The organism is Aquirhabdus sp. (assembly GCF_046462495.1).
Classification (GTDB): domain Bacteria; phylum Pseudomonadota; class Gammaproteobacteria; order Pseudomonadales; family Moraxellaceae; genus Aquirhabdus.
Genome location: NZ_JBKGVE010000012.1, coordinates 263791 through 290737 on the forward strand (window position 1 = coordinate 263791; position 26947 = coordinate 290737).

Annotated in this window: 20 protein-coding genes; 8 read left to right on the plus strand and 12 right to left on the minus strand. The window is 45.8% G+C overall.

All coding sequences use genetic code 11. The annotated features are described in order from the left end of the window. Positions 1-91 precede the first annotated feature (91 nt). The 6 genes from ACLHG7_RS15570 to ACLHG7_RS15595 all read left to right on the plus strand — a co-directional run bounded on the left by ACLHG7_RS15570 (position 92) and on the right by ACLHG7_RS15595 (position 8251). On the plus strand, positions 92-1186 hold the full coding sequence (locus ACLHG7_RS15570; RefSeq protein ID WP_410211887.1) for a mechanosensitive ion channel family protein: 1095 nt from the start codon (positions 92-94) through the stop codon (positions 1184-1186). A gap of 81 nt (positions 1187-1267) precedes the next feature. Then, positions 1268-1711, plus strand: a complete 444-nt coding sequence (gene cynS, locus ACLHG7_RS15575) for a cyanase (RefSeq protein ID WP_410211888.1) — start codon at positions 1268-1270, stop codon at positions 1709-1711. Positions 1712-1944: 233 nt separating this feature from the next. After that, positions 1945-3744, plus strand: a complete 1800-nt coding sequence (locus tag ACLHG7_RS15580) for an acyl-CoA dehydrogenase C-terminal domain-containing protein (protein ID WP_410211889.1) — start codon at positions 1945-1947, stop codon at positions 3742-3744. Positions 3745-3819: 75 nt separating this feature from the next. Next, positions 3820-5022, plus strand: coding sequence for an HNH endonuclease (locus ACLHG7_RS15585; RefSeq protein ID WP_410211890.1), 1203 nt, complete (start codon positions 3820-3822; stop codon positions 5020-5022). Between the two features lie 158 nt (positions 5023-5180). Then, positions 5181-6953, plus strand: a complete 1773-nt coding sequence (locus ACLHG7_RS15590; RefSeq protein WP_410211891.1) for an acyl-CoA dehydrogenase C-terminal domain-containing protein — start codon at positions 5181-5183, stop codon at positions 6951-6953. 152 nt (positions 6954-7105) lie between these two features. After that, positions 7106-8251: a GGDEF domain-containing protein gene (locus ACLHG7_RS15595; RefSeq protein WP_410211892.1), complete on the plus strand. Its 1146-nt coding sequence runs from the start codon at positions 7106-7108 to the stop codon at positions 8249-8251. 77 nt (positions 8252-8328) lie between these two features. On the opposite strand, the gene ACLHG7_RS15600 is transcribed toward ACLHG7_RS15595, so the two are convergent. Beyond that, on the minus strand, positions 8329-11094 hold the full coding sequence (locus tag ACLHG7_RS15600; protein ID WP_410211893.1) for a M16 family metallopeptidase: 2766 nt from the start codon (positions 11092-11094) through the stop codon (positions 8329-8331). Between the two features lie 111 nt (positions 11095-11205). Next, the gene (locus tag ACLHG7_RS15605) at positions 11206-13374 is read right to left on the minus strand and encodes a prolyl oligopeptidase family serine peptidase (protein ID WP_410211894.1); all 2169 of its coding nucleotides are present in this window, start codon (positions 13372-13374) and stop codon (positions 11206-11208) included. Positions 13375-13873: 499 nt separating this feature from the next. Between ACLHG7_RS15605 and ACLHG7_RS15610 the strand changes: the two genes are divergently transcribed. Further along, complete coding sequence (locus ACLHG7_RS15610) at positions 13874-15079, plus strand: MFS transporter (protein WP_410211895.1); 1206 nt, start codon at positions 13874-13876, stop codon at positions 15077-15079. 77 nt (positions 15080-15156) lie between these two features. On the opposite strand, the gene ACLHG7_RS15615 is transcribed toward ACLHG7_RS15610, so the two are convergent. The 3 genes from ACLHG7_RS15615 to fumC all read right to left on the minus strand — a co-directional run bounded on the left by ACLHG7_RS15615 (position 15157) and on the right by fumC (position 18161). Then, positions 15157-15555 carry an OsmC family protein gene (locus tag ACLHG7_RS15615; protein ID WP_410211896.1) on the minus strand — a complete coding sequence of 133 codons (399 nt, stop codon included), beginning with the start codon at positions 15553-15555 and terminating at the stop codon, positions 15157-15159. Beyond that, positions 15556-16515, minus strand: a complete 960-nt coding sequence (locus tag ACLHG7_RS15620) for a pirin family protein (RefSeq protein ID WP_410212048.1) — start codon at positions 16513-16515, stop codon at positions 15556-15558. It abuts the gene before it with no gap. 254 nt (positions 16516-16769) lie between these two features. Further along, on the minus strand, positions 16770-18161 hold the full coding sequence (fumC, locus tag ACLHG7_RS15625; protein WP_410211897.1) for a class II fumarate hydratase: 1392 nt from the start codon (positions 18159-18161) through the stop codon (positions 16770-16772). Positions 18162-18431: 270 nt separating this feature from the next. On the opposite strand from fumC, the gene ACLHG7_RS15630 reads away from it, so the two are divergent. Then, the gene (locus ACLHG7_RS15630) at positions 18432-18947 is read left to right on the plus strand and encodes a GNAT family N-acetyltransferase (protein WP_410211898.1); all 516 of its coding nucleotides are present in this window, start codon (positions 18432-18434) and stop codon (positions 18945-18947) included. A 22-nt stretch (positions 18948-18969) separates the two neighbouring features. On the opposite strand, the gene ACLHG7_RS15635 is transcribed toward ACLHG7_RS15630, so the two are convergent. The 7 genes from ACLHG7_RS15635 to ACLHG7_RS15665 all read right to left on the minus strand — a co-directional run bounded on the left by ACLHG7_RS15635 (position 18970) and on the right by ACLHG7_RS15665 (position 26676). Beyond that, positions 18970-19716, minus strand: a complete 747-nt coding sequence (locus ACLHG7_RS15635) for an ATP-binding cassette domain-containing protein (RefSeq protein WP_410211899.1) — start codon at positions 19714-19716, stop codon at positions 18970-18972. 81 nt (positions 19717-19797) lie between these two features. Beyond that, a complete protein-coding gene (ssuC, locus tag ACLHG7_RS15640; RefSeq protein ID WP_410211900.1) occupies positions 19798-20700 on the minus strand; it encodes an aliphatic sulfonate ABC transporter permease SsuC in 903 nt (300 codons plus the stop codon). Between the two features lie 22 nt (positions 20701-20722). Next, positions 20723-21967 (minus strand): FMNH2-dependent alkanesulfonate monooxygenase, encoded by a 1245-nt coding sequence (gene ssuD / locus ACLHG7_RS15645; RefSeq protein WP_410211901.1) that lies wholly within the window; start codon positions 21965-21967, stop codon positions 20723-20725. A 99-nt stretch (positions 21968-22066) separates the two neighbouring features. Then, on the minus strand, positions 22067-23068 hold the full coding sequence (locus tag ACLHG7_RS15650; protein WP_410211902.1) for a sulfonate ABC transporter substrate-binding protein: 1002 nt from the start codon (positions 23066-23068) through the stop codon (positions 22067-22069). 35 nt (positions 23069-23103) lie between these two features. Continuing rightward, entirely contained in the window at positions 23104-24105 is a 1002-nt protein-coding gene (locus ACLHG7_RS15655; RefSeq protein ID WP_410211903.1) for a sulfonate ABC transporter substrate-binding protein, read from the minus strand. 348 nt (positions 24106-24453) lie between these two features. Continuing rightward, a complete protein-coding gene (locus ACLHG7_RS15660; protein ID WP_410212049.1) occupies positions 24454-25506 on the minus strand; it encodes a fatty acid desaturase in 1053 nt (350 codons plus the stop codon). Positions 25507-25638: 132 nt separating this feature from the next. Then, complete coding sequence (locus ACLHG7_RS15665) at positions 25639-26676, minus strand: AraC family transcriptional regulator ligand-binding domain-containing protein (protein WP_410211904.1); 1038 nt, start codon at positions 26674-26676, stop codon at positions 25639-25641. Between the last annotated feature and the right edge of the window lie 271 nt (positions 26677-26947).

Here is a 26947-nt window from a genome sequence, read left to right on the forward strand (position 1 = left end):
CCTGTGCTAGATTGAGAAAATAGAATCCATATCAGGATTCGTCTGGGCTTAAATAGAAATCCGTCACTTTTGGATAATACGGCTGAATCTGATGAATAATTTCCTTGATCAACTCGTTCATGCTTTTCAGCAAAGTCTGTTTTATAGTCTCGGCGCACCCAACAGCAAGAATGTGGATTGGGCAGACTTGCCGGGATTGATCCTCAGCAAAGGAATCATCACGCTTGCCTTACTGCTAACGCTGTATCTCATCTATATCACGCTCAATCATGTCATCAGCATGGTTAAACGTCGCTCGCTTTTGGGATCATCCACTATTCAAACGCTGCGGGTCAGCCTGAAACTGATCTGGTTATTTACCAGTCTGATCGCCTTATTCTCTCAACTGGGTGTTGAACTGAGTCTGCTCCGAGCCACCGCCAGGGCCGCAATTGCCTTACTGGGCTTTTATCTTTTATGGGTCATCATTATTCGCTTGATGAATAAAACGCTGAAAAAATTCTATCTCGACGAATCTATTAATCAGTTATTTAACAATATCTTGACTGTGGTCATTGTGGTTTTTGCCTTGGCATCGATTTTAAGCCAATTTGGCTTTAACATGATGTCAATTGTGGCAGGTCTTGGCATTGCAGGGGTTGCGGTTGGCTTTGCGGCGCAAGCCACTCTAGCGAACTTCATCGCAGGGATTACCATATTGCTTGAGCGTCCTTTCCGCATCGGGGACTGGGTCAGTATTAATAATAAAGACGGTCAAGTCATGCTGATCACACTGCGTACGACACGAATTCGGACACGGGATAATCTGTATCTGATCTTACCCAATTCTACCGTTGCCGCTGCGGAAGTGACCAATTACACCTCACATGGTGCCATTCGTTTTTCCATCACCTGTCGTTTGGCTTATCACGACTCGATTTCTAAGGCACGACAAGTTATTCATGAGGTATTAGAGAAAGACGAGCACATCCTAAAGCACCCCGCCCCACTGATTACTGCACAAGAGCTCTCAGAATCCCACATCAGTCTGATTGTACGATTCTGGATTGACCCCATTCATATCGAAACCATGCCCAGAATCTGTGAAACTGTCCGAGAAGAAATTCAGGAAGCTTTGCTCGCAGCAGAGATGAAAGTACCGTTCCCCCGTTTGCAGGTCATGACACCGATCACCGATTTAGAATAAGTTTTAAAACTAGAAATACGCTGTCATGGCATAAAACCTGCTTCACTTCCTAAGAACTCAATGCTCTATGGAAGTGAAAAAATGACTCGTCTCGCCGTCACCGAAAAGATTATCGAAACCAAAGTCCGAAAACAAATTCAATGGAAAGATGTCGCCACCACGCTGGGACTATCCAAAGAGTGGGTTACTGCTGGCTGCTTGGGACAAATGGCCTTTAGTTTGGAGGAAGCGCAAAAAATCGGCGCGATTTTTGATCTTGATGATATGGATATCAAATGGCTACAAGAAGTGCCTTATAAAGGATCACTACCTGAATCAGTACCCACAGACCCCCTCATCTATCGCTGGTATGAGCTGGTTAATGTCTATGGCACCACCATCAAAGCGCTTATTCATGAGGAATTTGGTGATGGCATCATGTCTGCAATCGACTTTTCCATGAAACTGGAACGCGAATCCGACCCCAAAGGAGACCGAGTCAGTGTCGTCTTGTCAGGAAAATTTCTGCCCTACAAAAGATACTAAAAAACATATATATTTCAATTTATTAAAAATAATAGACAATTGTATTTATTTTTAATCTCTAGATCTACGCTTACACCTGTCAAACCTGAATGGTCTTTTTACATGACCATTCAGTCACGAAATCTGTAAGCCAGAACCTGATTTATGCATCAAAAGCAACAGCCGATATGCTAAATTGCGCAACGAAATATCGCATACCCTATTCTTTTGATTCGTAACCGCAGGAATTCACCATGCCACAATACAAAGCCCCCATTCGCGACATTCAATTTGTCATGCATGAACTGCTTAACTTTGAAGCACATTACGATGCACTCCCTGCTTATGCAGGCACCAATCGTGAGTTGATTGATGGCGTTGTTGAAGCTGCAGCTGATTTCTGTGAAAACGAACTGTCTCCGATCAACCACTCTGGTGATCAAGAAGGCTGTCATTTTGACAATGGTGTCGTTACAACACCTAAAGGCTTCAAAGAAGCTTATAAAAAATACATCGACTTAGGCTACCCATCCATGTCTGTGCCTGTAGAGCACGGCGGACAAGGTCTTCCAGGTTCACTGGGCAACGCAGTTAGTGAAATGGTCGGTACTGCAAACTGGTCATGGGGCATGTACCCAGGTTTGTCTCATGGTGCGGTCCGTACCGTTGAGCACCATGGTAGCCCAGAGCAAAAAGAACTTTACTTAAGCAAACTTGTTTCCGGTGAATGGACTGGGACCATGTGTTTGACCGAATCTCATGCCGGTTCAGACCTCGGGATCATCCGCACCAAAGCAGAACCGAATGCTGACGGTAGCTACTCAATCACTGGTCAGAAAATCTTTATTTCTGCAGGTGAGCATGACCTAGCGGACAACATCGTCCACATCGTACTCGCACGTTTGCCAGGCGCACCAAAAGGCACCAAAGGTATCTCCCTGTTCATCGTTCCAAAGTTCAATGTGAATGCTGACGGTTCAGTCGGTACACGCAATAACGTGGTGTGCGGTTCAATCGAACACAAAATGGGTATCCATGGTAACGCAACATGCGTGATTGTGTTTGAAGAAGCCAAAGGCTTCCTAATCGGACCTGAAAACAAAGGCCTGAACTGCATGTTCACCTTCATGAACACCGCACGTATCGGTACTGCGGTTCAAGGTCTTTCAGCTTCTGAAGGTGCTTTCCAAGGTTCACTCGCCTATGCAAAAGACCGTTTGGCGATGCGCTCACTGTCTGGTCCTAAAGCGCCAGAAAAAGAAGCTGACCCAATCATCGTTCACCCCGCAGTGCGCAACATGCTGTTGACCCAAAAAGCATTTGCTGAAGGTGGTCGTGCACTGGTGTACTTCCTGTCACAATTTGCTGACGTGGTTGAAGTCGCTGAAGATGCTGAACAACGTAAAGCAGCAGATGACATGTTGTCACTCCTCACCCCAATCGCAAAAGCATTCTTGACTGAAACCGGTTCAGAATCTGCTAAGCATGGCGTGCAAGTGTATGGTGGTCATGGCTTTATCGCTGAGTGGGGCATGGAACAAATCGTTCGTGATACCCGTATCGCCTGTTTGTACGAAGGAACGACTGAAATCCAAGCACTTGACTTGCTCGGTCGTAAAGTCCTCTCTACCCAAGGCGCAATGCTGCGTAACTTCACCAAAATCATTCACAAGTTCTGTGAAGCGAATGCGGGCAACCCGGCAATGGCCGAGTTCCTACAACCATTGGCGGAATTGAACAAAGAATGGGGTGACATCACTACCCGTATCGGCATGAAAGCAATGCAAAACCCAGAAGAAGTGGGTGCAGCAGCGGTTGACTACCTGTACTTCTCTGGCTATGTAACCCTTGCTTACCTATGGGCACGCATGGTTAGCGTATCTCTAGAGAAGTTGGCTGGTGATACCACTGAACGCGCATTCTACGACGCGAAAGTAAAAACTGCACAGTTCTACTTCAAGAAACTGTTGCCACGTACCCGCAGTCATGTTGCAACCATCGATACAGGTCTTGAGCCATTGATGACCATGGATGTGGATCAGTTTGCATTCTAATTGAATGTTTAGATTGAGATCAGACAAAGGCGGACGAGAGTTCGCCTTTGTTGTTTTTGGGGATTGAGTGCTTAAATGAATACGACTACTCTTCAATTAGCAGTCCAAACCCATCTGATCAATTTCCCGGAAAATAAAATGCTGACTTGCATTTACTGTAAAACTGCCAGATTCAAGAATGATAAAGGTTCAGAAGAACATGTGATTCTTTCATCTTTAGGTGGCAAAAAAACATCAAGAAATATTTGTTGCCAGGCCTGTAACAATCGTCTTGGAACCGAAATTGATGAAGAGCTTGCTAAGGAATTTAGCTTTTTTTCAACAATGCTAGATATTAAAACTGGGCGAAACAAAACCGCTCCGACACAAAAAAATGTGATCAAGCATGAGGGTTATACATACGATATTAATCCAGGTGGGTCATTCAAACTTTCTAAAGCCATTGTAACGATCGAAGATACAGCGAAATACGAAGAAAAATCTATATCGATAGTAGCTAATAGCAGTCAAGAAGTCTCAAAGCTATTTGAACAAGCTCTGAAAAAGTTTGGAGGATCATTAGAAGATTTTCAAAAATTAGATGGGACGTTAAATACCTCTTACGCCCCTACCATACATAGACAAATCGCTCTTGGAGGGGAAAAGCAACTACGCTCCATCACCAAAATGATGCTAACTTATGCAGCAACACTCATAAGTCCGGAAAGATTAAGGAATGGTTGTTTTGACCCTGCTATTGAATACATTGAGGGAAAAAACTCAGCATACGATGGAATTCAATGTGATTACATTACCCCATTCCCCGATCAACCAAGCCTCGATACGATAAATCATCGGATTTTTTTTATTACTTCTGAAAAACTAAAACTGGCAATAGGATTGATCGAAATTTACGGAAAATTAAGATTTTCAGCAATTTTATCTAAAAATTGGGAGGGACCTTCGCTATTGAAAGCCTACGCTATTGACCCAGTCACTCAAAAACAATCAAATATAGATCTCCCCATATCCGAGAAAATATTTGATTTTCTTGATCAACGTTATATGGATATAGAAAATAGTGTAAATGCTATAAGTCATATTATTCAGACATTTCAAGAGCGTCAATCTGACAAAGTGATATCTAAAATCCTATATAAAGCATTGAAAAGACACATAGCCCAGGAGGGCAGTGTTTCCAAGGAGATGATTGAGGAGTTTTCTAAAGAAGTCGCATTGGAGTTCACTAAATACTTATTCAGAATAGAGAGTTCTGAAAATATTAATCTTAAAAACTAGAAAAAAGCTATTCATTCAAGTCGACCAGCAAACTCTATAGTCATTCATCACAAACCTCACCCAACTTTTTGCTACAATAGAGCCACTTAAAATAGATCAATGGCGGAATCCAGTTTTTTTCCGTCTCCTTTGTCACTTCTATCCAATTCAGGTGCCCCATGCCGATTTATAATGCCCCACTACAAGACATGCGTTTCATCCTTAATGATGTTTTTAAAGCGGATGAATTCTGGCAAGCGACCCCTGAACTCGCACATATCGATAGTGAAACCGTCAGTGCAATCCTTGAGCAAATGGCCAAGTTTAGCCAAGACGTGTTATTGCCATTAAACCGCACAGGTGATGAAGAAGGCGCAAAGATTGAAAATGGTGCGGTCAGCACACCTAAAGGCTTTAAAGAAGCATTCACCAGCTACGCCAATGACGGCTGGGTCGGCCTAGGTGCTGATGAGCAATGGGGTGGCCAAGGCATGCCGAAGATGGTTTCGGTCATGACTGACGAAATGATCTTCTCTGCAAACCCATCATTCATGCTCTACCCGCTCTTGTCTGTAGGTGCATGTATGGCGCTAAACTCATATGCATCACAAGAACAAAAAGAACTCTACTTGCCAAAAATCTATAGCGGTGAGTGGTCAGGAACCATGTGTCTGACTGAACCCCATGCAGGTACTGACCTTGGGATTATCAAAACCAAAGCCGTTCCTAATGATGACGGTAGCTATGCGATCAGCGGAACAAAAATCTTCATCACCGGTGGTGATCATGATTTAACACAAAACATCATCCATCTCGTTTTGGCGAAAACCCCTGATGCACCTGCGGGCTCACGCGGTATTTCTCTGTTTATCGTACCAAAATTCTTGGTCAATGAGGATGGCAGCCTAGGCGACCGCAACCCAGTTGGTCCAGGCTCTATCGAACACAAAATGGGTATTAAAGCGTCTGCAACATGTGTCATGAACTTTGACGCAGCCAAAGGTTATTTAGTTGGTAAAGAAAACGAAGGTCTGGCAGCAATGTTCGTCATGATGAACTACGAACGTTTGTCGATGGGTATCCAAGGTATCGGTGCGTCTGAAGCCAGCTATCAAAACGCTGCACAGTACGCAACTGACCGTTTGCAAGGTCGTAGTGCTACTGGCGTTAAATCACCGGAAAAACCAGCGGACAGCATCCTTGTTCATCCCGATGTCCGTCGTATGCTGCTAAAAACCAAAGCGCATAACGAAGCGGCTCGCGCATTTGCCATGTATGTTGCACAGCAACTCGATATGACCAAATATAGCGACGCTGAAACCAAAGCAAAAGCAGCCGACCGTGTTGCCTTGCTGACTCCAATCGCGAAAGCATTCTTGACCGATAAAGCCTTTGAAGCCTGTGTAGACTCACAAATGGTCTTCGGTGGTCATGGTTATATCCGTGAGTGGGGCGTAGAACAATATGTACGTGATGTCCGTATTGCTCAAATCTATGAAGGCACCAACGGTGTACAAGCTCAAGATCTGATCGGCCGTAAAGTCACTAAAAATGGCGGTGCTTTTGTTGCCACCTACTTGGCTGAAATCCGTGAATTTGCAGCCAGCATGAAAGCGGAATGGATGAAGGTTTCTCTTCTAAATGCTGTGGACACCCTTGAAGCACTCACTACACTCGTGATTGCAGCATCTAAAGCCAATGCCGATGAGCCGAATGCAGCTGCAATCGATTATCTGCATGTCTTTGGTCTGGTCAGCTATGCCTATATGTTTGCCCGTATCGTAGAAGCGGCAAGTGTCAAAGAAGGTGCGTTCTATCAGAATAAAGTCGAACTGGCTAAGTTCTTCGTCACCCGCATCCTGCCAGAACTTGATGCACGTGCAAAAATGGTTCAATCAGGCTCCGCAGTGATCATGAGCTTTGATGAAGGCTATTTCACCTCACAATCGTAATCCCCAAAATATAAAGAAGCGCGGCTTAATGTCCGCGCTTTTTTTATGCAGAATAAAAAGAGATGGCTTCTTGCTCAAAACCAATGTTATCTCGATGCTTTTCCATTAGACTCAAAGCTAGACAATCAATAAAAAATGATACGGAGTATCAAATGCACCATCTTAAGTCATGGCGTAGATATGTTTCTGCGGCATTGGAATGGAGCTCTGTGGATAAAGGACTCATTCTATTAGCGGTTATTATCCCTATTTTTATACAGTATTTTCTCTGGTCGCTTTATGTCCTTAATCGCGCAGATCGTGAGACGCTTATTAACGTCAATATGGCGTGGAGCTTTGTAAAAATTGAGATTTTTCTGGTCATTATCAGTCTAGTGATCATTGTGACTGGATTATATTTACGTAAAAAACTACCCAACCTGATTTTCTTCCAACACATTGCACTGCAATTCTTTTCTTTATCGTTAGTGCTCATGAGTTATTCCATAGGAACGGCCTCGTTTTGCGCAGGTCTTGTTCTGTTAGGTGCCCCTGTTTTTGGCTTTATCCTGCTTGATCGTAAAGCCGTGTGGTGGGCGACAGGTAATGCCTTGGCCGCTCTACTCGCCCTCAGCTATGCGACCGCATATGACTGGCTCCCTTATGCACCCGTAATGATTCCGCCATCCAATCACACAAGCACTCTATTTTGGATGAATAGTTTTTTCTTCTTTGCCGCACCATTTTTTATACTCATCATCATCATGGCGGACCAGTTATTGGTCTGGTGGCGTGAGCGCGAAGAAAGAATTCGAGTCATAAGCCGTACCGACGCACTGACTGGTATCCATAATCGCATGAGTATTTTAGATTTTTTAAATCATGAAATGGTTCGCGCAGCACGACTCAATGAGCCGCTCACTATCGCTCTGCTTGATCTGGATCACTTTAAAAAGGTTAACGATAACTGGGGACACCCCACAGGCGATCGCGTGTTGAAGGATGCCGCAAAAGTCTTCCGTCAGAATATCCGAAATTGCGATGTACTAGGACGCTATGGTGGTGAGGAGTTTATTATCATTTTGCCCGGCGCGGACAGTGAAGAGGGTCAGAAGGTGATTGAACGCTGCCGAACCAAACTTGCTGAAACGGATATCCTAACCGACAGCGAAAGCTTGATTCAAGTCACGGCTAGCTTTGGTATGGTCAGTGTCCATGGTCAATGGGTGGAGTCTCATCAGTTGATTCAAATCGCAGATCGAGCGCTGTATCAAGCCAAGCATAATGGCCGTAATCGGATCGAAGTGGCTTCGCTATAGTGAGATCGTTTTGGATGATTCAAAGAAAAAAAATAGAGGCCATGGGAGCCTCTATTTTTTATTCATAAAAACAACGACTACTTGGCGGCAGCGGTAGCGACTTTGACTTCCGCACTGGCTTTTGCCTCATCGCGCGCGATGACGACACTCAAACGCGCAGGATCAATATATTTGCGAAACGCCGTATTAACTTGATCGAGGGTTAACGCACTGATCTTGTCTTCAAGTTGTTTGCTCCATGCAAAAGTACGATCCACATCCAGATAACGCACCCAACTGGCACTCAACGCCGCATCCTGAGTACGGCGTTGCTGGTTTTGTTGCAGGATTGCCGACTTCGCACGGGCCAATTCATCCGCAGTAAATCCATCTTTACGGGCAAGATTCAGTTCTTCTTTGACCGCGATATCCACTTTATCCAAATTTTGCGGGGCTGCGATGGCTTGAACATTAAAGCTTGCCGCACGGCTAATTGCGCTCACCGATAAGCCTGAACCAATACCATAAGACAATCCTTCTTTTTGACGAACACGGTCAGCCAAGCGTGACTTTAATGAGCCGCCACCGAACAGATAGTTCGCCACGACCAAGGCGGGATAATCGGCATCATCATCACCTAAATCGAGATTTAAACGGGCCTCATACACCCCGTTTTCTTTATCTGGGGCATTGACGACATCACGGATAGGAACCACATCAAAATTCTGTGGAATCACCCGCTGATAAGGTGCGGTGCTTTTCCATGCCCCAAACTCATCTTTAATAACCTGTGTAATGACAGGTGCATCAAAATCACCGACGATGGCGATCTGCCCTTGTGATGCCCCATAGAAGCCTTGATAAAACGCTTTGACATCAGCCAGAGAGGTTGCCTTGATGCTTGCGATCTGTTCATCCACGGTTTGATCAGCCAACCAATGGCCTGCTGGGTACTTATTAAAATGCTGATCAATCGCCTGCTCCGCTAAAGTACTCGGTTCATTGCGCTGGAACTCCAGTTGAACTTCAGTCTCTTTGCGTAAGCGCTCAAATTCAGCGGGATCAAAACGTGGCTGCTTCAGCACACTCGCAACCAATTTCAATGCTGCTGCCAAATTACTGCGCGTCGTCTGAAACTGATAAACATTGCCACTGATTTTAAGTTTAGAGAATTCATCGGCCAATTGCTCACGCGTGAGTGTCTTTGTCCCTCGATCAAGCATGGCATTGGTCAACTCTGCGGCAGTCTTCTTGCCAAATAAACTCTTCTCATCACCCCAATTTAGATCAATCGCCACTGTAACAGTCTCACCGCGTGATTTTTTGGGTAACAGTGCGAGCTTCAAACCACCGACTTGAATACGCTGAGTCCGTGCATCAATATTGGCTTGCGCAGGATCAAAGACCTCACCATCGGCTACGGCTTGTTTGGGTTTGTAGTCTTTAATCACTTCGGCAGCCGTAGGCGCTGCCGGAATGTCTGCACGTTGAGGCTGATCTTCCGGTAAGAAGATGCCGACGGTACGATTGTCACGCTTGAAATAATGTGCTGAAACTGCAGCCACTTGAGCCTCTGTCACCGCATTGGATTGATCACGCCCCAGGAAAAGCAAACGCCAATCACCGAGTGCAATATCGCTGGATAGTGCCACGCCCACTTTCTGAGGGTCATTCAGTAGTTTCTCGAAACTATTGGCATTGGCTAAACGGACACGATCCATTTCAGTTGGTGTTGGTGGTGTTTTGGCAAAATTCTCAACCCCGTCGATCAACGCCTGACGTACAGGTTCAATCGGCTCGCCCTTCTTGACAATCGCGCCAATAATCTCAAGGCCTGGAGCATATCCTGTGGCGCCAAAACCAAATACTTCGGTGGCTTTCCCCGTTTCCACCAGTGTCTTATATAAGCGACCATTCGGCGTGTCCGTCAAAATATCACCCGCATAAGACAAGGCATTGCTATCACTATGCAAATCACTGGGAACCTTATAGGCCAGCGTGACAATCTGCACATCGCCTTTACGACGCACGGTGACGGTACGCTCACCATCCTGTATCGGCTCAACGGTCCAGAAATCACGGATTGTACGGGTCGGTTTAGGCAGTTTACCGAATGCGTCATTGACCCAAGCCAACGTCTTTGCGGGATCAAATTGACCTGCAATGGTGAGTACGGCGTTATCGGGCTGATAATAGTTTCGATAAAAAGCCTGAAGATTCTCAATCTTGACGTTCTCAATATCGCTACGATTGCCTATCGGCGGTTTACCTGAATTAAGCCAGTTATAAGACGCACCTTGTAAGCGTTGCACCAACACACTAAATGGAGAGTTTTCACCTTTCTCATATTCATTACGCACTACAGTCATTTCGCTATCAAGATCTTTTCGCGCAATGAATGAGTTCACCATGCGATCCGCTTCGAGATTAATCGCCCACTTCAGGTTGTCATCACTGGCCTGAAAACTCTCAAAATAATTGGTACGATCCATATTGGTCGTGCCATTAAAATTGGCGCCGCGCTGACTGAAGTCTTTCGTAATCGTTGGATGAGTCGGTGTGCCTTTGAACATTAGATGTTCAAGCAAATGCGCCATACCCGTTTCACCATAATTTTCAAAGCGCGAACCAACCTCATAGGTCATGTTGACCGTCACAGTGGGTTTGGATGCATCAGGAAACAATAAGACTTTAAAGCCATTGGCAAACCGATATTCAGTAATCCCTTCTGCTGAAGGGCCTTGTCTTACCCCTGCGGGGAGTGTAATTGCGGCAATAGCATAGCTTGAAAGGCTGACACTGCTGACGGCTAAAAAACCGGACAACATCAGTGATAACGTAGAGCGTTTATAGTTTAGCGGCATGGGAGTTCAAATCTATTTTAAAGGTTGATATGACCAACTGATGAATAAGAAATTTTAATGAACCAACCTAACCTCATTCCATGAGATCAGGGTTAGTTCGCTTATCAGTTATTATTCATGATCTGGCTTTTTTTGCACGTTAAACGGGACATCCATTTGTAGGATATTGGTCAGGAAACCCCATTTATCAGCCACTTCCTCAATTTGTTTCGTCGTTGGCTTGCCCGACCCGTGCCCAGCCTTGGTATCAATCCGAATCAAAATAGGCGCAGCTCCGGCCTGATCTGTCTGAGCGGTTGCCGTAAACTTAAAGCTATGCGCAGGAACCACACGGTCATCATGATCCGCGGTACTCACCAAGACAGCGGGGTAACAGGTTCCCGCTTTTAGATTATGCAGTGGTGAGTAGGCATACAGCGCCTTAAACTCCTCAGCATTATCCGAAGAGCCATAATCTGATGCCCAAGCCCAGCCGATGGTAAATTTCTGGAAACGCAGCATATCCATGACTCCAACCGAGGGTAAAGCAGCCGCAAAGAGATCAGGACGCTGGGTCAGCGTTGCTCCAACCAAAAGCCCGCCGTTACTTCCGCCACCGATTGCAAGCTTTTGTGGTGAGGTATATTTGTGCTGAATCAAATATTCGGCCGCCGCGATGAAATCATCGAATACATTTTGCTTGTGTAATTTGGTACCTGCCAAATGCCATGCCTGACCATACTCCCCTCCACCGCGTAAGTTAGGAACGGCATAGACACCACCCATCTCTAACCAAACCAGATTAGCTGGACTAAAAGATGGCGTTAATGAAATGTCAAAACCACCATAGCCGTACAGATAGGTCGGGTTAGTGCCATCCAGCTTAATTCCTTTTTTAGATACGATAAACATCGGAACTTTGGTACCATCTTTACTCGTGTAGAAGACCTGCTCAATATTAAAGCCTTTGGGATCAAAATTGACTTTAGGCTGACGGTAAATGGTGCTGTCACCACTGGCAATATCGTAACGATAGATCGTGGTTGGTGTGGTAAAACTGGTGAATGAATAAAAGGTTTCCGTATCATCACGGTGTCCGCCTAAACCTCCCACCGAACCAATGCCCGGCAATTTCAGCTCACGAACCAGTTTTCCATCCAAGCTATAAACCTGTACCTGACTATAGGCATCTTTCAAGTAATTAAGAATTAAATGCTGCCCAACAATACTTGCGTTTTCTAGCGTCTCAGTCTTCTCTGGTACAATCACACGCCATTGATCTTTCGTCGGCGTATTCACATCGATCGCGATGATCTTGCCTTTAGGGGCCGACAGATTGCTGTTGATATAGAAAACCGATCCGACATTATCGATAAAGCTATACGTTGCATCGAAGTCATCCAGCAACTTCACGACAGGCGCATCTTTTTTGGTCAAATCTTTATAATACAAACGGTTTTTAGAGTCTGTCCCTTGCGATACACTGATAATCAAATAATGACCATCATCCGTCACAGATCCTGCAAAGCCCCACTCTTTCTGATCCTTGCGTTCATAAATCAATACATCTTCTGACTGCTTGGTTCCCAGCTTATGGAAGTACAATTTATGATAGTAATTTACATCTGCCAGTTTGGTTTTATCCGTGGGCTTGTCATAGCGGCTGTAAAAAAAGCCGGAACTATCATGTAGCCATGACGCACCAGAAAATTTGACCCATTGCAGATCATCACTCAGGTCTTTTCCCGTATCGATATCTCGCACCTTCCACTCATTCCAGTCGGAGCCTGATGCGGCTGTGCCATAGGCCAGATATTTGCCATTCGGACTGACGGCAAGCCCTGCAAGTGCAACGGTGCCATCAGTAGTCAATGTATTGGGATCCAATAAAACGCGTGGATTAACCCCTAATTTATCCTCGGTATACAGTACCGATTGATTCTGTAAACCATCATTACGGCTATAAAAATAGCGTCCCCCTTCTTTGAAGGGAGTTCCAAATTTTTCGTAATTCCAAAGCTGGGTTAAACGCTCCTTGATCACCGCACGCGCGGGAATTTTTGCCAAGAAACTTTGCGTCAACTGATTTTGAGCAGTGACCCATGCCTTCGTATCATCACTGTTTGCATCTTCCAGCCAGCGATAAGGATCTGCCACAGCAGTGCCATGATAATCATCAACCTGAGTACCCTTCTTACTCAGAGGATACACAGGTTTAGTTGCCGCAGGATCACATTGCTGGGCAAAAGCACTGCCCTGTACGAGGAGTATGGCGAGAGTTAAGGCTTTTCTAATCGACATGTTCATATCCAAATTGAGCTATAAATAGTGAATGGCATTAATTGAATCCAATATGCAAAATTTTAACCACATGGAAAATTAGTTGTCGCTAACTTACCTTAAAACATCAAATTTCGATCACAAAAAAATAAATAACATTATCTGAAAAAATCGTTTTAGACATTATCTATGAGCAAGAAGAGGGCCATGAGAAAATCTCACCACAAATGGTAAACAATGAATCACACAGCGCTTGCCCAACATTAAATGTTTTAAAATCAATACAATTAAAGCTTGGATGATTAAAATTCTCTGTGAGACATTCTTTCTTTTCAACGTCTTTTAAACAATAAAAATTAACCGATAGGTCAGTAAAACCTTTAAAATCGCCTGCGCACTAGCAACTCCTCGATTGCCTCCTGAAAAACACACCTGATCGGAATACGACTTGTCATAGGTCGGCACTATAATTGCACCTTTCTAAGCCAAGTCACTGCACCGTGATCAAACAGAGAACGTCATGAATCAAACGATAATAACCTCCCCTCAAGCACGCTTATGGCTTGTTTTAGTCGCTTTGGGTTTAGGGGGTTTTGGTATCGGCACCACTGAATTTGTAGCGATGGGGCTCATTCAGGAAATTGCCCGAGGTGTGGGTGTCAGTGTGACGCAGGCAGGACATATGATTAGCGCCTATGCCTTGGGCGTGGTGGTTGGTGCCCCGTTAATCGCGGTGCTGAGTGCAAAAGTACCGCGCAAAGGGCTGTTGCTCATTCTTATGCTGTTTTTTGCGTTGGGCAATTTTGCTACGGCTTTTGCATCCAATTTTCATGAGTTGGTGATTTCTCGTTTTATCGCCGGCTTACCGCATGGCGCATATTTTGGCGTTGCCGCGCTGGTCGCTGCAACTTTGGCTGGACCACAAAAAAGAGCCCAAGCCGTTTCTCGAGTCATGCTAGGCCTAACCATTGCAACGGTCATTGGTGTTCCCTTTGCGACATGGCTAGGACAACATTTCGGCTGGCGAAGTGGTTTTGTATTTGCCTCAGCTATCGGCATATTAACCATCATTGCAATCTGGTTTGCGATGCCAAAAATGCTTGCACCCCATGGTGCCTCGATGCGTTCTGAACTTTCAGGTATTAAAAAACCGCAAATGTGGCTGACTCTCGGCATCGCATCGATTGGTTTTGGCGGTATGTTTTCGGTCTATACCTATGTCTCCCCCATCCTCACCGACTATACCCATGTCGATATCTCCTATGTCCCCATCGCTTTATCGGTCTGGGGATGCGGTATGGTCACGGGGGGTCTGGTCGGTGGATGGCTTGCAGATCGCTCCATGAAAAAGGGGCTTTATATCATCCTCTTTTCCATCATTGTCGCCTTTCTCGTCGGGGCCTTTATGATGTCCAACCTGTATAGCGCTCTGCTCGCCTTATTCATGATGGGCGCCACAGGTATGGCGTTAGGTCCGGCACTACAAACGCGTTTGATGGATGTCGCAGGAGAGGCACAGACTCTAGCGGCCTCACTCAATCACTCCGCGTTCAACCTCGCAAATGCCTTAGGGGCATGGCTGGGTGGGGTCGTCATTAATCTGGGATACGGCTGGACATCGCCTGTTCTGGTGGGTGTCGCACTCGGTGCTGGTGGATTGGTCATCTTAATGATTTCGATGGCACTGGATCAGAAGCAGCCCAAACTGCATGTACTCCCGTCATAACAGTTACGCGTAGCTCACAGTAATTGATATAAAAAAGACAGGCTTAAGCCTGTCTTTTTTATAGTTCTTAGAGCCAATTAACCACGCTCAGTCACGATTTCCGCGCCGTTTCTCAGGGTCAAGGTCACAGGGGTTTTCTCTGCTGTTCTGAGTAAACCTGCCCATTGCTCTTCATCTAGAGTTGCGTTAGTTTTAAGGACACGTTCAATCCGTGTATTCCCTTCGCGATCTTTAAGCAAGGTTAAATCAACATGAAGCTGCCCCACATCCCAGCCTTTATGCTCAGCATACATGCGTAGCGTGATCGCCGTACATGCAGCAAGGCCTGCAAGGACGTATTCATACGGTGCAGGACCGGCATTTTGCCCGCCTGACTCAACGGGTTCATCAGCGACCAAATCAAATCCACGGGTTTGGATCTTGTGGGTAAAGTTTATCGCGGTTGAATCTATTGTGGCTGTGGCAATCGCTTTCATTTAGTGTGCTCCTTTGATATGACCTTCTAGCGCAGGGGCGATGAGACGCGTGCCCGCTTCGGGCTTGTCTATCGTTCCAAAACGCGGATTTGCTGCATTCCAATCCGCAAGTGCCTGCTCGATTTCCTCATGCGTACGTCCAACAAAATTCCACCAGACAATGATGTCTTCTTTAAAAGGCTCTCCGCCGACCAATAATAATCGCACAGCACCCGTGGTTTGTATCGTCACACTCGGACGCCCCGCTTCAAAAAAGAGTAAGGTGCCAGCGGTCAGCACTTCACCATCAGCTGTCGCCTCACCCTCCAGAATCGTTAACCCATGTTCAAAGCTCGGATCGAGTGGAAGCTCAAGAGTTGTCGCGTTAGAAGCCTCTAAATCCAAGCCCAATAGTGGACTAAAAACTTGAACTGGTGACGTAACACCTAAGCTACTACCAACCAGCACCGTCACTTTAAAGCCTTGTTTATCGACCACAGGCAACTCAGGATAGTTCTGAAAGTCTGGATCGATATGACGATGACTATCCGGCAGTGCTATCCAGAGTTGTGCGGCATGAAGGGTACTCGCAGTTTCTGAGGGTGATACTTCCGCATGGGAGATTCCACGGCCTGCGGTCATCAAATTAACCTGATGCGGGTAGATCACCTGATCGTTGCCCAAGCTATCCAAATGGCGTACTTGACCTGCGATCATCCATGTAAAGGTCTGTAGTCCGATATGGGGATGCGGACCGACATTCATGCCGTCACCCGCTGCAAAATTAACAGGCCCAGCATGATCTAGGAAGCACCATGCTCCGACCGTGCGACGTGCTCGACTAGGCACCATACGAGAAATTTTTAAGCCTGTACCGATCTCTGCAACGCGGCCTTCGATACGGGTAATAGGATATTGGCTTGTCATGTTCGCTCCAAAACGATTGAGATGCCTGCCCTTGCATTTGAATAATAAGAATATCGATCAATAGATCTATGAGTCTCTATTGACCTCTGATCTTATAGGCATTTCTTCATCATAAGATGGCCTAAATTGTATCGTTTATTTGAGCAGCAGAAGCCCCCATGAAAAGTACGGTGTGTTCTAAAGTTAGAACAGCAAGTTGTATAAGACTTTCATATAAAAAAAAGCTCACTTATAAATAAGTAAGCTTTTTGATTTCACACGACTGCCTCAATCGACTTTTGTCATCGATTGAAAGAGATGGCTCAAACTTAAGAGTGTGTCATATCCAGCGGCACAACCCATTGTGCAAACTCAGCTTCAGTGACATAGCCGAGTGCCAAAGCCGCTTCTTTCAGGCTAGTGCCTTCTTTATGCGCTTTCTTGGCAATCGCAGCTGCTTTGTCATAACCGATATGCGGATTAAGCGCAGTGACTTGCATGAGGTTCTTGGCAAGATTTTCTTCGATTTTTGGCAGATTCGGTTCGATACCCACCGCGCAGTTATCGTTGAAAGCCAAGCAAGAGTCAGAAATCAACTGGATGCTTTCAAGCACGTTGTGCACCATAACTGGCTTGAACACATTGAGCTGGAAGTTACCTTGGCTACCAGCGAATGCAACAGAAGCATCATTACCAAACACCTGTACGGCAACCATGGTCATCGCTTCGCTTTGTGTTGGATTGACTTTACCCGGCATGATGCTGCTGCCTGGTTCATTCTCAGGAATGTTCAACTCACCGATGCCGTTACGTGGACCACTGGCCAACCAGCGAACATCGTTTGCCATCTTCATCAAAGCACCCGCTAAAGTACGCAAGCTCGCACTGGTTTGGACCAACGCATCATGTGCACTCAGTGCTGCAAATTTATTTGCAGCACTTTTGAATGGGAAACCGGTTTCTTTTTCGTAGTATTCAGCAGCCAACGCGCCAAATTTAGGATGAGCATTTAGACCAGTACCGACCGCTGTACCACCGATTGCCAACTCATACAAACCAACCAATGCATGACGCACTTCAGCCACACAGTAATCAAGCTGTGCAACCCAACCGCCAATTTCTTGACCCAAGGTAATCGGTGTGGCGTCTTGTAAGTGGGTACGACCGACTTTCACCAGATCTTTGTAGGCTTCTGATTTTGCAGCCAAGGTGTCACGTAGGACTTTCACACTTGGGAATAGTTTTTCATTCAGTTCGAGTACAACGGCAATGTGCATCGCTGTTGGGAAAGTATCGTTACTGGATTGACCACGGTTTACGTGATCGTTTGGGTGAACTGGGGTTTTGCTACCCAATACGCCACCAGCGATTTCAATTGCACGGTTTGAGATCACCTCATTTGAATTCATGTTGCTTTGTGTGCCTGAACCAGTTTGAAACACCACTAGTGGGAAATGCGCATCCAGCTTACCTGCAATCACTTCATCTGCTGCTTGGATGATCAAGTCTGCGATATTCACAGGAATCTGACCCAAATCACGGTTGGCTTCTGCGGCACCTTTTTTCAGAATACCGAGGCTACGAATCATCGGACGGGTAAATTTAAAACGATCTACACCAATGGGAAAATTCTGAATACTACGCTGGGTTTGTGCACCCCAATAGCGACTGTTTTCGACGTCAAGCGCGCCCATAGTATCGGTTTCTATACGTGTACTCATATTTTCCTCGTTTAGCGGTGAGATGGTAAACATCATCGGTTGGAATAGTGAGCGCAAACCTATAATCGTCGATTATAGGTGCGCCTAGAATGGCGTGACGTGACCATTTTGAATCAATGGTTTTTCGGCTGCGACGATTATACAAAAATTTGATTACGGATGGCATGTATTCGTTAAGATAAGCGTATCGCTTCGGTATACAACTAAAAGCTAAAAAAGATGCTTTTAATCGTAAGGAATGCCCAAAAAATTGATTGATGGAGAGTATTTTTGAATCAGATCACCGTGACATCCCCAATCACATGGCAGCTTCTGGCATTCAAAGCCCTATCAACAGATCAGTTATATGAGATATTAGCACTGCGTGCGCAGGTTTTTGTGGTCGAGCAGAATTGTGCGTATCAGGATATCGATGGCATTGATCGCGATGATGAAACCTATCACTTACTTGGGTATCAGAATCATCAGTTGGTTGCTTATCTACGCTTGATGGCACCCAGTGCTCTCCCTGAATCTGTAAACACCATCAAATATGCAAAGATAGGTCGTGTGGTGATTTCACCGGATGCCCGAGGCATGGGATTAGGTCATCGACTGCTTGAACAAGGTCTGATTGCAAACAAGCAACTATGGGCTAACCCACCCCTCTATATCAGTGCACAAAAATATCTGCTTGAATTCTATAAAGGCTATGGCTTTGTCGAAACGGGAGAGGAATACCTCGAAGATGGTATTCCTCATATTGCGATGATGAGAACAACTGCGGAAGTGAATTATATTGCTTGAAGCCAGATAGCAAGCAGCCACGTTATGCAGCGGTTTTTTGTAAGACGCGCGCTAGAATTTTGTCCTCAAGAGTCGCAAAAGCAATATTGCCGCGCTGGCGTGGGCGCGGTAAATCAATGCGCTCATCAAGGGTAATCTGTCCATCTTCAATCAGCAGCACGCGATCCGCCAGTGCAATGGCTTCAGACACATCATGCGTCACAAGCAGTGCGGTAAATCCTAAACGTTGCCAAAGTGCTTCGATCAAGGCCTGCATATCGATTCGGGTGAGTGCATCCAGTGCCCCGAGCGGTTCATCCAAAAGTAGCAAACGAGGATGATGAACCAATGCGCGGGCTAATGCGACACGCTGTTTCTGCCCACCAGATAAACGTGCGGGCCACTCACCGGCTCGATCGGCAAGACCAACTTGAGCTAGGACGTTTACGGCATTCGGTCGTTGGTCTTTTTTAAGACCCAGTGCAACATTATCAATGACAGATTTCCATGGCAAAAGGCGCGAATCCTGAAACATAACGCGTAGATCAGAGTGTAAACCTTTGCTCGGGGCACCATCATAGAGAATCTCTCCCGAACCCTGCTCCAAGCCAGCGATTAAGCGTAATAGCGTACTTTTACCGCAACCACTGCGACCAACAATGGCCACAAATTCACCCGACTTAAACTCAAGCGAAATATGCTTCAGCACGGCACGTTGATCATACTGCTTACTCACATCATCCAAGCTTAACACGATGCCTTCGGCTTGTTGATTCGTTGCATCACTCATCACAAGACTCCTAAAAATGATTGAAGTTCCAATACCTAAGTTTCAATACCAAAATAGCAGAGATAGCCTTACCATCAGCCCTTAGCCCTGATATCCCGGATGCCACCTCAACCAATACCGCTCGAGTAAGCGTGCAAATACGTCCGCCAGTTTACCCAAGATTGCATAGAGCAGAATCCCCACCAACACCACGTCTGTTTGTAAAAACTCACGAGCATTCATGGTCATATAGCCGATACCCGACTGCGCGGAGATCGTCTCTGAGACAATGAGCAGTACCCAGACCAGTCCTAGCGAGAAACGCACACCGACCAGAATCGAGGGCAATGCACCGGGCAGAATAATTTGCCGATAGAGCTGCCAATTATTCAGACCATAACTGCGGCCCATCTCGATCAATGCCGGATCAACTGAACGAATACCATGAAATGCATTGATGTAAATCGGGAAAAAAACACCGATCGAAACCAAAAATAACTTGGCAGTTTCTTCAATCCCAAACCAGAGAATCACTAGAGGAATCAACGCAAGTGCCGGGATATTGCGAATCATCTGAAAGGTTGTATCGAGCAAGGTTTCGGCAAGTTTGATAGACCCTGTCAGCAGACCAAAAAACAAACCCAGACTGCCGCCAACCACAAAACCCATCAATGCACGCCACGCACTGACACTCACGTGATGCCACAGCTCCCCAGACGCACTTAACGTATAAAAAGCCTTGGCTACATCGAGGGGTGCGGGTAATACACGACTAGACAGCCAGCCCGTTTGTGCAGCGATCTGCCATATCACCAGAATCAAAAATGGTACGACCCAAGGTAATAAGCGTTTCAGCACGCGGACAATCAGCTTTGGTTTGGCAGATGCAACCGTACTTAAATCGACAATATCCAAAGCGACCGTTTGAGACGCTGCTTGTGGCAAGGTAACGGTTTTGGTTTGTCCCGTTTGTGCAGGACTGTCATGTGTCAATGCATTACTCATCTAAAGCCCCTGTTGCCATCAATCAACTTTGTGAAACCAACGGCACTTCAGTGCTTGGCTTTGCTTTCGGCACGAATTGATTCGCTACAACTTCACCAAAAGGTCCTGTCAGCTGCTGACCCGGTAATTTTTGTTGTAATTCGATCGGCAGTAATGGGAAAACCAGCTCAGCAAAACGATAAGCTTCTTCCAGATGCGGATAGCCCGAGAAAATAAAGTGGTCTAAACCCAGTGCGGCATATTCTTGGATGCGATCGGCAACTTGCTGCGGTGAACCCACCAATGCTGTTCCAGCCCCACCGCGGACAAGCCCGATCCCGGCCCACAAATTCGGACTGATCTCGAGTGCTTCGCGGCTGCGGTTTTTACCGCCATTATTGAGCTCAGCCATACGACGCTGACCCACCGAGTCCATCTTGGCAAAAGCCGCTTGGGCATTGGCGACAATCTGGTCATCCAGACGACTGATCAAACGATCTGCTGCTGCCCATGCCTCTTCTTCTGTTTCACGCACGATCACATGCAAACGAATGCCAAATGTAACTTTACGGCCATGCGCTTCCGCACGCTCACGAACCAGTGCCAATTTCTCGGCAACCGCAGTTGGGGGCTCGCCCCAAGTGAGATACGTATCGACCTGCTCCGCAGCCAATTCATTTGCAGCCGCTGATGAACCACCAAAATAGATCGGTGGATATGGACGTTGCAAAGGCGGATAAATCAGCTTGGCACCTTTAACAGAGAGTTGCTTGCCTTCATAATCAACTGACTGCCCCTCTTCCGCGGTATTGTGACTCTTAGTCAGAATTTCACGCCAAATGCGTAAAAACTCTGCGGAGGCTTCATAGCGATCCGCATGACTGGAGAACACGCCATCACCTTCCAGTTCGATCTGATCACCACCGGTGACCAAGTTCACCAGCAAACGACCCCCGGACAAACGATCAAAAGTTGCCGCCATCCGTGCCGCTAATGCGGGCTGAGTCAGTCCCGGACGTACGGCGATCAAAAAACGAAGATTCTTAGTGGCATCAATCAAGCTTGATGCAACCACCCATGGGTCTTCACATGAGCGCCCAGTCGGTAAAAGTACACCGTAATAACCCAAAGTATCGGCAGCTTGTGCAACTTGCTTTACATAGCTCAGGTTAACCTCGCGTGCGCCTTCACTCGTCCCCAGATAACGGCTATCGCCATGTGTTGGAATAAACCAGAGAATCTTTAAGGCATTGGGAGCACGGTCTTGTGCGATATTGCTATTGGTCATTTTTAATCTTCCTCTCAACAAGACTTAAACTTTAATTTTCGATACAAATAGAACTCAAATGGGGTGATTTAAATCATTAAGACGTTTACTGGTACGGCTTCAATGAGTCGGTTTCCACACTAAATCAGCAACTTGAATTTTTGCTGGTATTAACCCAAGCTCTTGAAAGCTGTCCGCAACACTCTGTTGATTTGCGATGAGTGCTGCAGGAACTGGGGTTGCTGGGGATGCTGGACGTCTTGATAAAAACAACGTCACGGTCTGCTGATCTAGACCGCTAAAACTCGATATATATTTAACGGCATCCAAACGATTACTTTGAATAAACTCATCAGCGACCGATAAGGATTTCAAAATCGTTTTAATGCTTTGCGGATATTTCTCAACCAGTGGTTTTGAAGCCAGATAGAATGAATTGTTATCCGATAGTCCTCGACCATCCGCAAGTGGACGCGCCTTAATCGAGACTTGGGTTGCCGCGTAATAGGGATCCCAGATTGCCCATGCATCAACACTGCCGCGTTCAAATGCAGCGCGGGCATCCGCAGGGGCCAAGTAGATGGGTTGAATATCTGTCCATGTCAGTCCGGCTTTTTTCAAAGCGCGAATTACCAAAAAGTGGGCACTAGAGCCCTTTTGGAAAGCAATCTTTTTTCCTTTCAAATCACTGAGACTATGCAACTTTGAATCAGCCAAAACCAAAATCGCAGAACTGCGTGGTTTCGGGGGCTCACTGCCGATGTAATACAAAGGCTTGCCCGCAGCTTGCGCAAAGACTGGTGGCGTATCACCAGTAAAGCCCAGTTCCAGACTGCCAACTGACAGTGCCTCTAAAATCTGCGGCCCTGCAGGAAACTCCACCCATTTCACTTTAGTTTGTGGAAACGCTTTCTCAAGTGCTCCCTGTTGCTTCAAGATCACCAAATTGACGGCTGATTTCTGAAAACCGATTCTAAGCTCCGATGGAGCGAATTCTGCTGCGATAGCAACATGCACCAGACCGACACTGAATACCGCTATAGTCACTTGCATGGCATAAGCTAATAATCGCTCATACCATGCTAATCGCAAGTGATTTAATGCATTGATCAAGACGTTCATTTTCGATCCTTCATCGATAAGTACGATTAAACGCTTTATTTTTTCAATGCCGCATCGGCAACTTTGAGTGGTTTAGGAATCAGCTTTTGTTGATAAAACACATCGGCGATTTGCTGCTGCTGAGCGAGAACCGCTGGCGTGACGGGCTTAACCCCAAATCCTGAGCGCTGAAAAGACAACTCTAAAATATCGGAACTTAAGCCCACGCTTGGCGACAGTGCGGTCGCCGCATCTTTAATATTCTTACTGACCCAAATATCTTTCTTCGCGGTCTCATCAAGTACCACACTCAGCACATCAGGTCGTGCCGAGGCATAACTGCGTGATGCCAGATAAAACTGAGTGTTATTCACAAGGTTCTTGCCATCAGCAATAACTTTCGCACCGATCTGCTGTTGTGCAGCCGCAAGGAAAGGATCCCAGATCACCCAGGCATCCACCGCCCCACGCTCAAATGCTGCACGCGCATCGGCAGGTGCCAGATAAATCGGCTGAATATCTTTATAGGCAATTCCGTATTTTTCGAGTAACTTCACGAGGAGATAGTGAACATTTGAGCCTTTATTCAGCGCAATCTTCTTCCCCTTGAGTTCAGCAAAAGACTTGATGGTGGAGTTCTTTTGCACAACCACCGCTTCACCCGCTGGTGCAGGTGGCTCATTGGCAATATAGACAATCGGTGCACCCGCAGCTTGAGCAAAAATAGGTGGGGCTTCACCGACCACGCCATAATCAATCGCACCTACATTTAAGCCTTCGAGCAATTGTGGACCGCCGGGAAACTCTGTCCACTTCACAGTAACCCCTTGCTGTGCTAGCCGCTTATCCAATGCGCCATCCGCTTTGAGTAGCAGCAAAGTGCCATACTTCTGATAACCGATACGCAACTCTTTTGGATTAATATCGGCATGAGATAGACTGGTAACCATCAGCAATGTCGCCGCAATCGATGCACTGATAAACTTGCTAAACCCCGACACACTTTTGATAGGGTGATGAATTTGAGGAACGCGATCAACGCTCACAGAGGTGGTCATGGAGATTTCTCTTTTAATATTTTGATAAACAAAAGCGTAAAGAACAGCAATCTCATATCAACAATTTTTGTCGAATGCACACTGCTATAAAACACGAATATGAGTTATAAAATTAAAAGAAATCACTTGTTATGACCACCAAGCATTCCTGCTATAGATTTCGTTTTTATAGATAAGAGCGGATGAAATTCATAATGCTTTGAATATTGAAAGGATAGAGCCGAACGCTCATATCAGATTAAAATGCTACTAGATCCGGCTCTACTCGCCGACAAGATATAAAAAAACCGCGAATCAAATTCACGGTTTTTTTATATGTACGATGGTTTAAATTGAAGGATACATCTCTTAACCCTTACGATACTCTCCCCAACGATTTGTTCTTCTAAAAGTTCCCAAATCATTGAAGCGCACACCAACCTCACGCATGACCCCATACGCCTTATGTGCGGTGAGCTGACGAATATAAAACGGCTCCTTCACCACAAAATGATGAATGGCATGTGTGCCGCCAAAGTTAAAGCAGAACAATTGCATCGGCATCATCCACCATGGGTTTAACACTTGAGTTTGTTTGATTACATCACGTGGATCGATATCGCCGTAGTAATGCATATTTGAACTAACAAACTGCAAGCAGAATGATCGCAATAAATTTGGCAGCACCCAGACAACTGCCAAAAAGTTCACCACAGCCATGATGCTCACCAGCCATACTGGCCAAATCAAGCTATAACCAACGTGCGGTGCAACCCAATCCGCGACGTGAAACAGGACAAAGCTATACAACAGTCCATAGTGCAGATAACTCAATGGAATAAAACCAATCAATTGGGCTTTCAACGCGGTACGGCGTTCTTCTTTAGGTTGGGCTTTAATAAACAATTCAACCATCTGATGCATTTGAAAAGGGCGCAGATATACCGACATCAATTGATCGCTGATGATCAGCAAACGACGAATCCCCCACGGTTCACCATTGCTAATCCCACGCTCCTCAAGATCATGTTCCGTCCCTGAGTATTTGTGATGATGCAAATGCATGCGACGGCGCGTCCAAGGACTGATCGTATTCGGTCTTGCGAGCCAAACCAGCCCCATCATCACATTATGTGCCCATGGGGTCTGCTTAAAATACATATAGTGAATTAAATCATGCTCAAGCTCGTGAGTCAGTGATGCAAAGATTGCAATCACTGGAATACAAATCCAAAACGGGATCAACGATTGGGAGTAGAGCCATGCACTGCCTAACATACCCAGCAGTGCAAAGGCTAAAATGCTGGCACCAATGGTATTCTGACGATAAAGAATTGGGTAGCGCACGCGCAGGTCTACGCCTGCTTGCATCACGATGGTACGGACTTTTTGAATTTTTGCTTGTTCAGTCATGGCTGACATATTGGAAGTCACTACACACTCTCCGCAAGGATGGGTTCATAGTGACTAATTTAATCTGAGATTTAAATGCACGTGAGATGAGCCTGTGCCAATCTAGGTGTCATTTTAGGCCAGTGGATTCATAGATTGCACTTATAACGTCGTTCGATACTCACTCGGTGTCTGTCCTGTCCAGCGCTTGAATGCACGGGTAAAATTAGAGCGATCCTGATAGCCTAAGCGTTGAGAGACCTCATCGATGCTCAGTGCCGAACTTTGAAGCAAAGCGTAAGCATCCCGTAACATCACCGATTCTAACAATTCAGAAAAACTTAAGTTTTGCTCAGCGAGTTTCCGTTTGAACGTTCGTTCAGACAGATGCAATTGTGCAGCAATGCTGGGTAAATCGGGATACTGTCCTGCTTGGCACTCAAGCAAAGCACGGACACGATCCAGCCAGTTTTCAGTCAGTCCTAACCTTGCAAGTTCAGACTCGCCTTGACTGATCACTAACTGTGCCATCGCAGGATTCGCTGTACTAATGGATTGATCCAGCATGTGTGCCGAGAAGCGAAATTGATTAGCAGCTTGATTGAAATAAAGTTTGGGTAGACGATCCTTGTAGGCAGCAAAGTAGTCGGGTTCAGGATAATCAAAATAAAGCTGAAGCTGTTGATATTTCCCCGGTGCGTATTGACCCACTAATAAAGAACGAAAAATCTCCGAGACTTCGATCAAAAAATTTTCAATCGCAAAAGTCCGAAAATGCCATAACGGAAAAGCCTCCTCCACCGTAACGACTGCCATTTCATCTTGGATATCAAATCCAAGCTTAAAAAAAGGCACTTGTGTGGGTAAGAAACGCGTCCCGAGTTCGATCGCATCTCGCAGTGTCGCACAGCTCATCAAGCCATAACCGATAAAACCCGCTTTGGTGAGATTGCTACGTAAGCCTATTTCAATCGCCAGACTTGGATCATGGGTCAGTTTAAGCAGGTTATGGACAATGATTGCCTGTTGCCAAGCGAAAATACGCGCTTGAGGCTGTAATAGTGTGCTAGCAATGAGATCGGTATGGGCCAACAATTGTTCAGCCTTTATACCGCGACTTTCTGCTAAACGCAGCATGTAGCTGGCATACGTTGCCGCTAAACTCGTCTGTAGCATGTCACGTTGTTTGAATAAATCCATGATCGGTTATGCCAATTCTTAATTATTAAAAATAATGTTCTCACGATCCTGCGAAACATAAGTTTGGGGTTATTACAGATGATCATATCAGCTTGTGCGTCTCGTGATATTGCCCCAACCATCAAAACCTTTCATTAAAAAGATCAATACAACAGCAAATGCCGTATTACTGCGGTTCTATGGGTTCATTTTCAAAGCTCTCTATAAAACACCGCATTTACTCACAAAACCATTCACTCAAATCTTTTATGCTTAATGGCTTGATTGATCG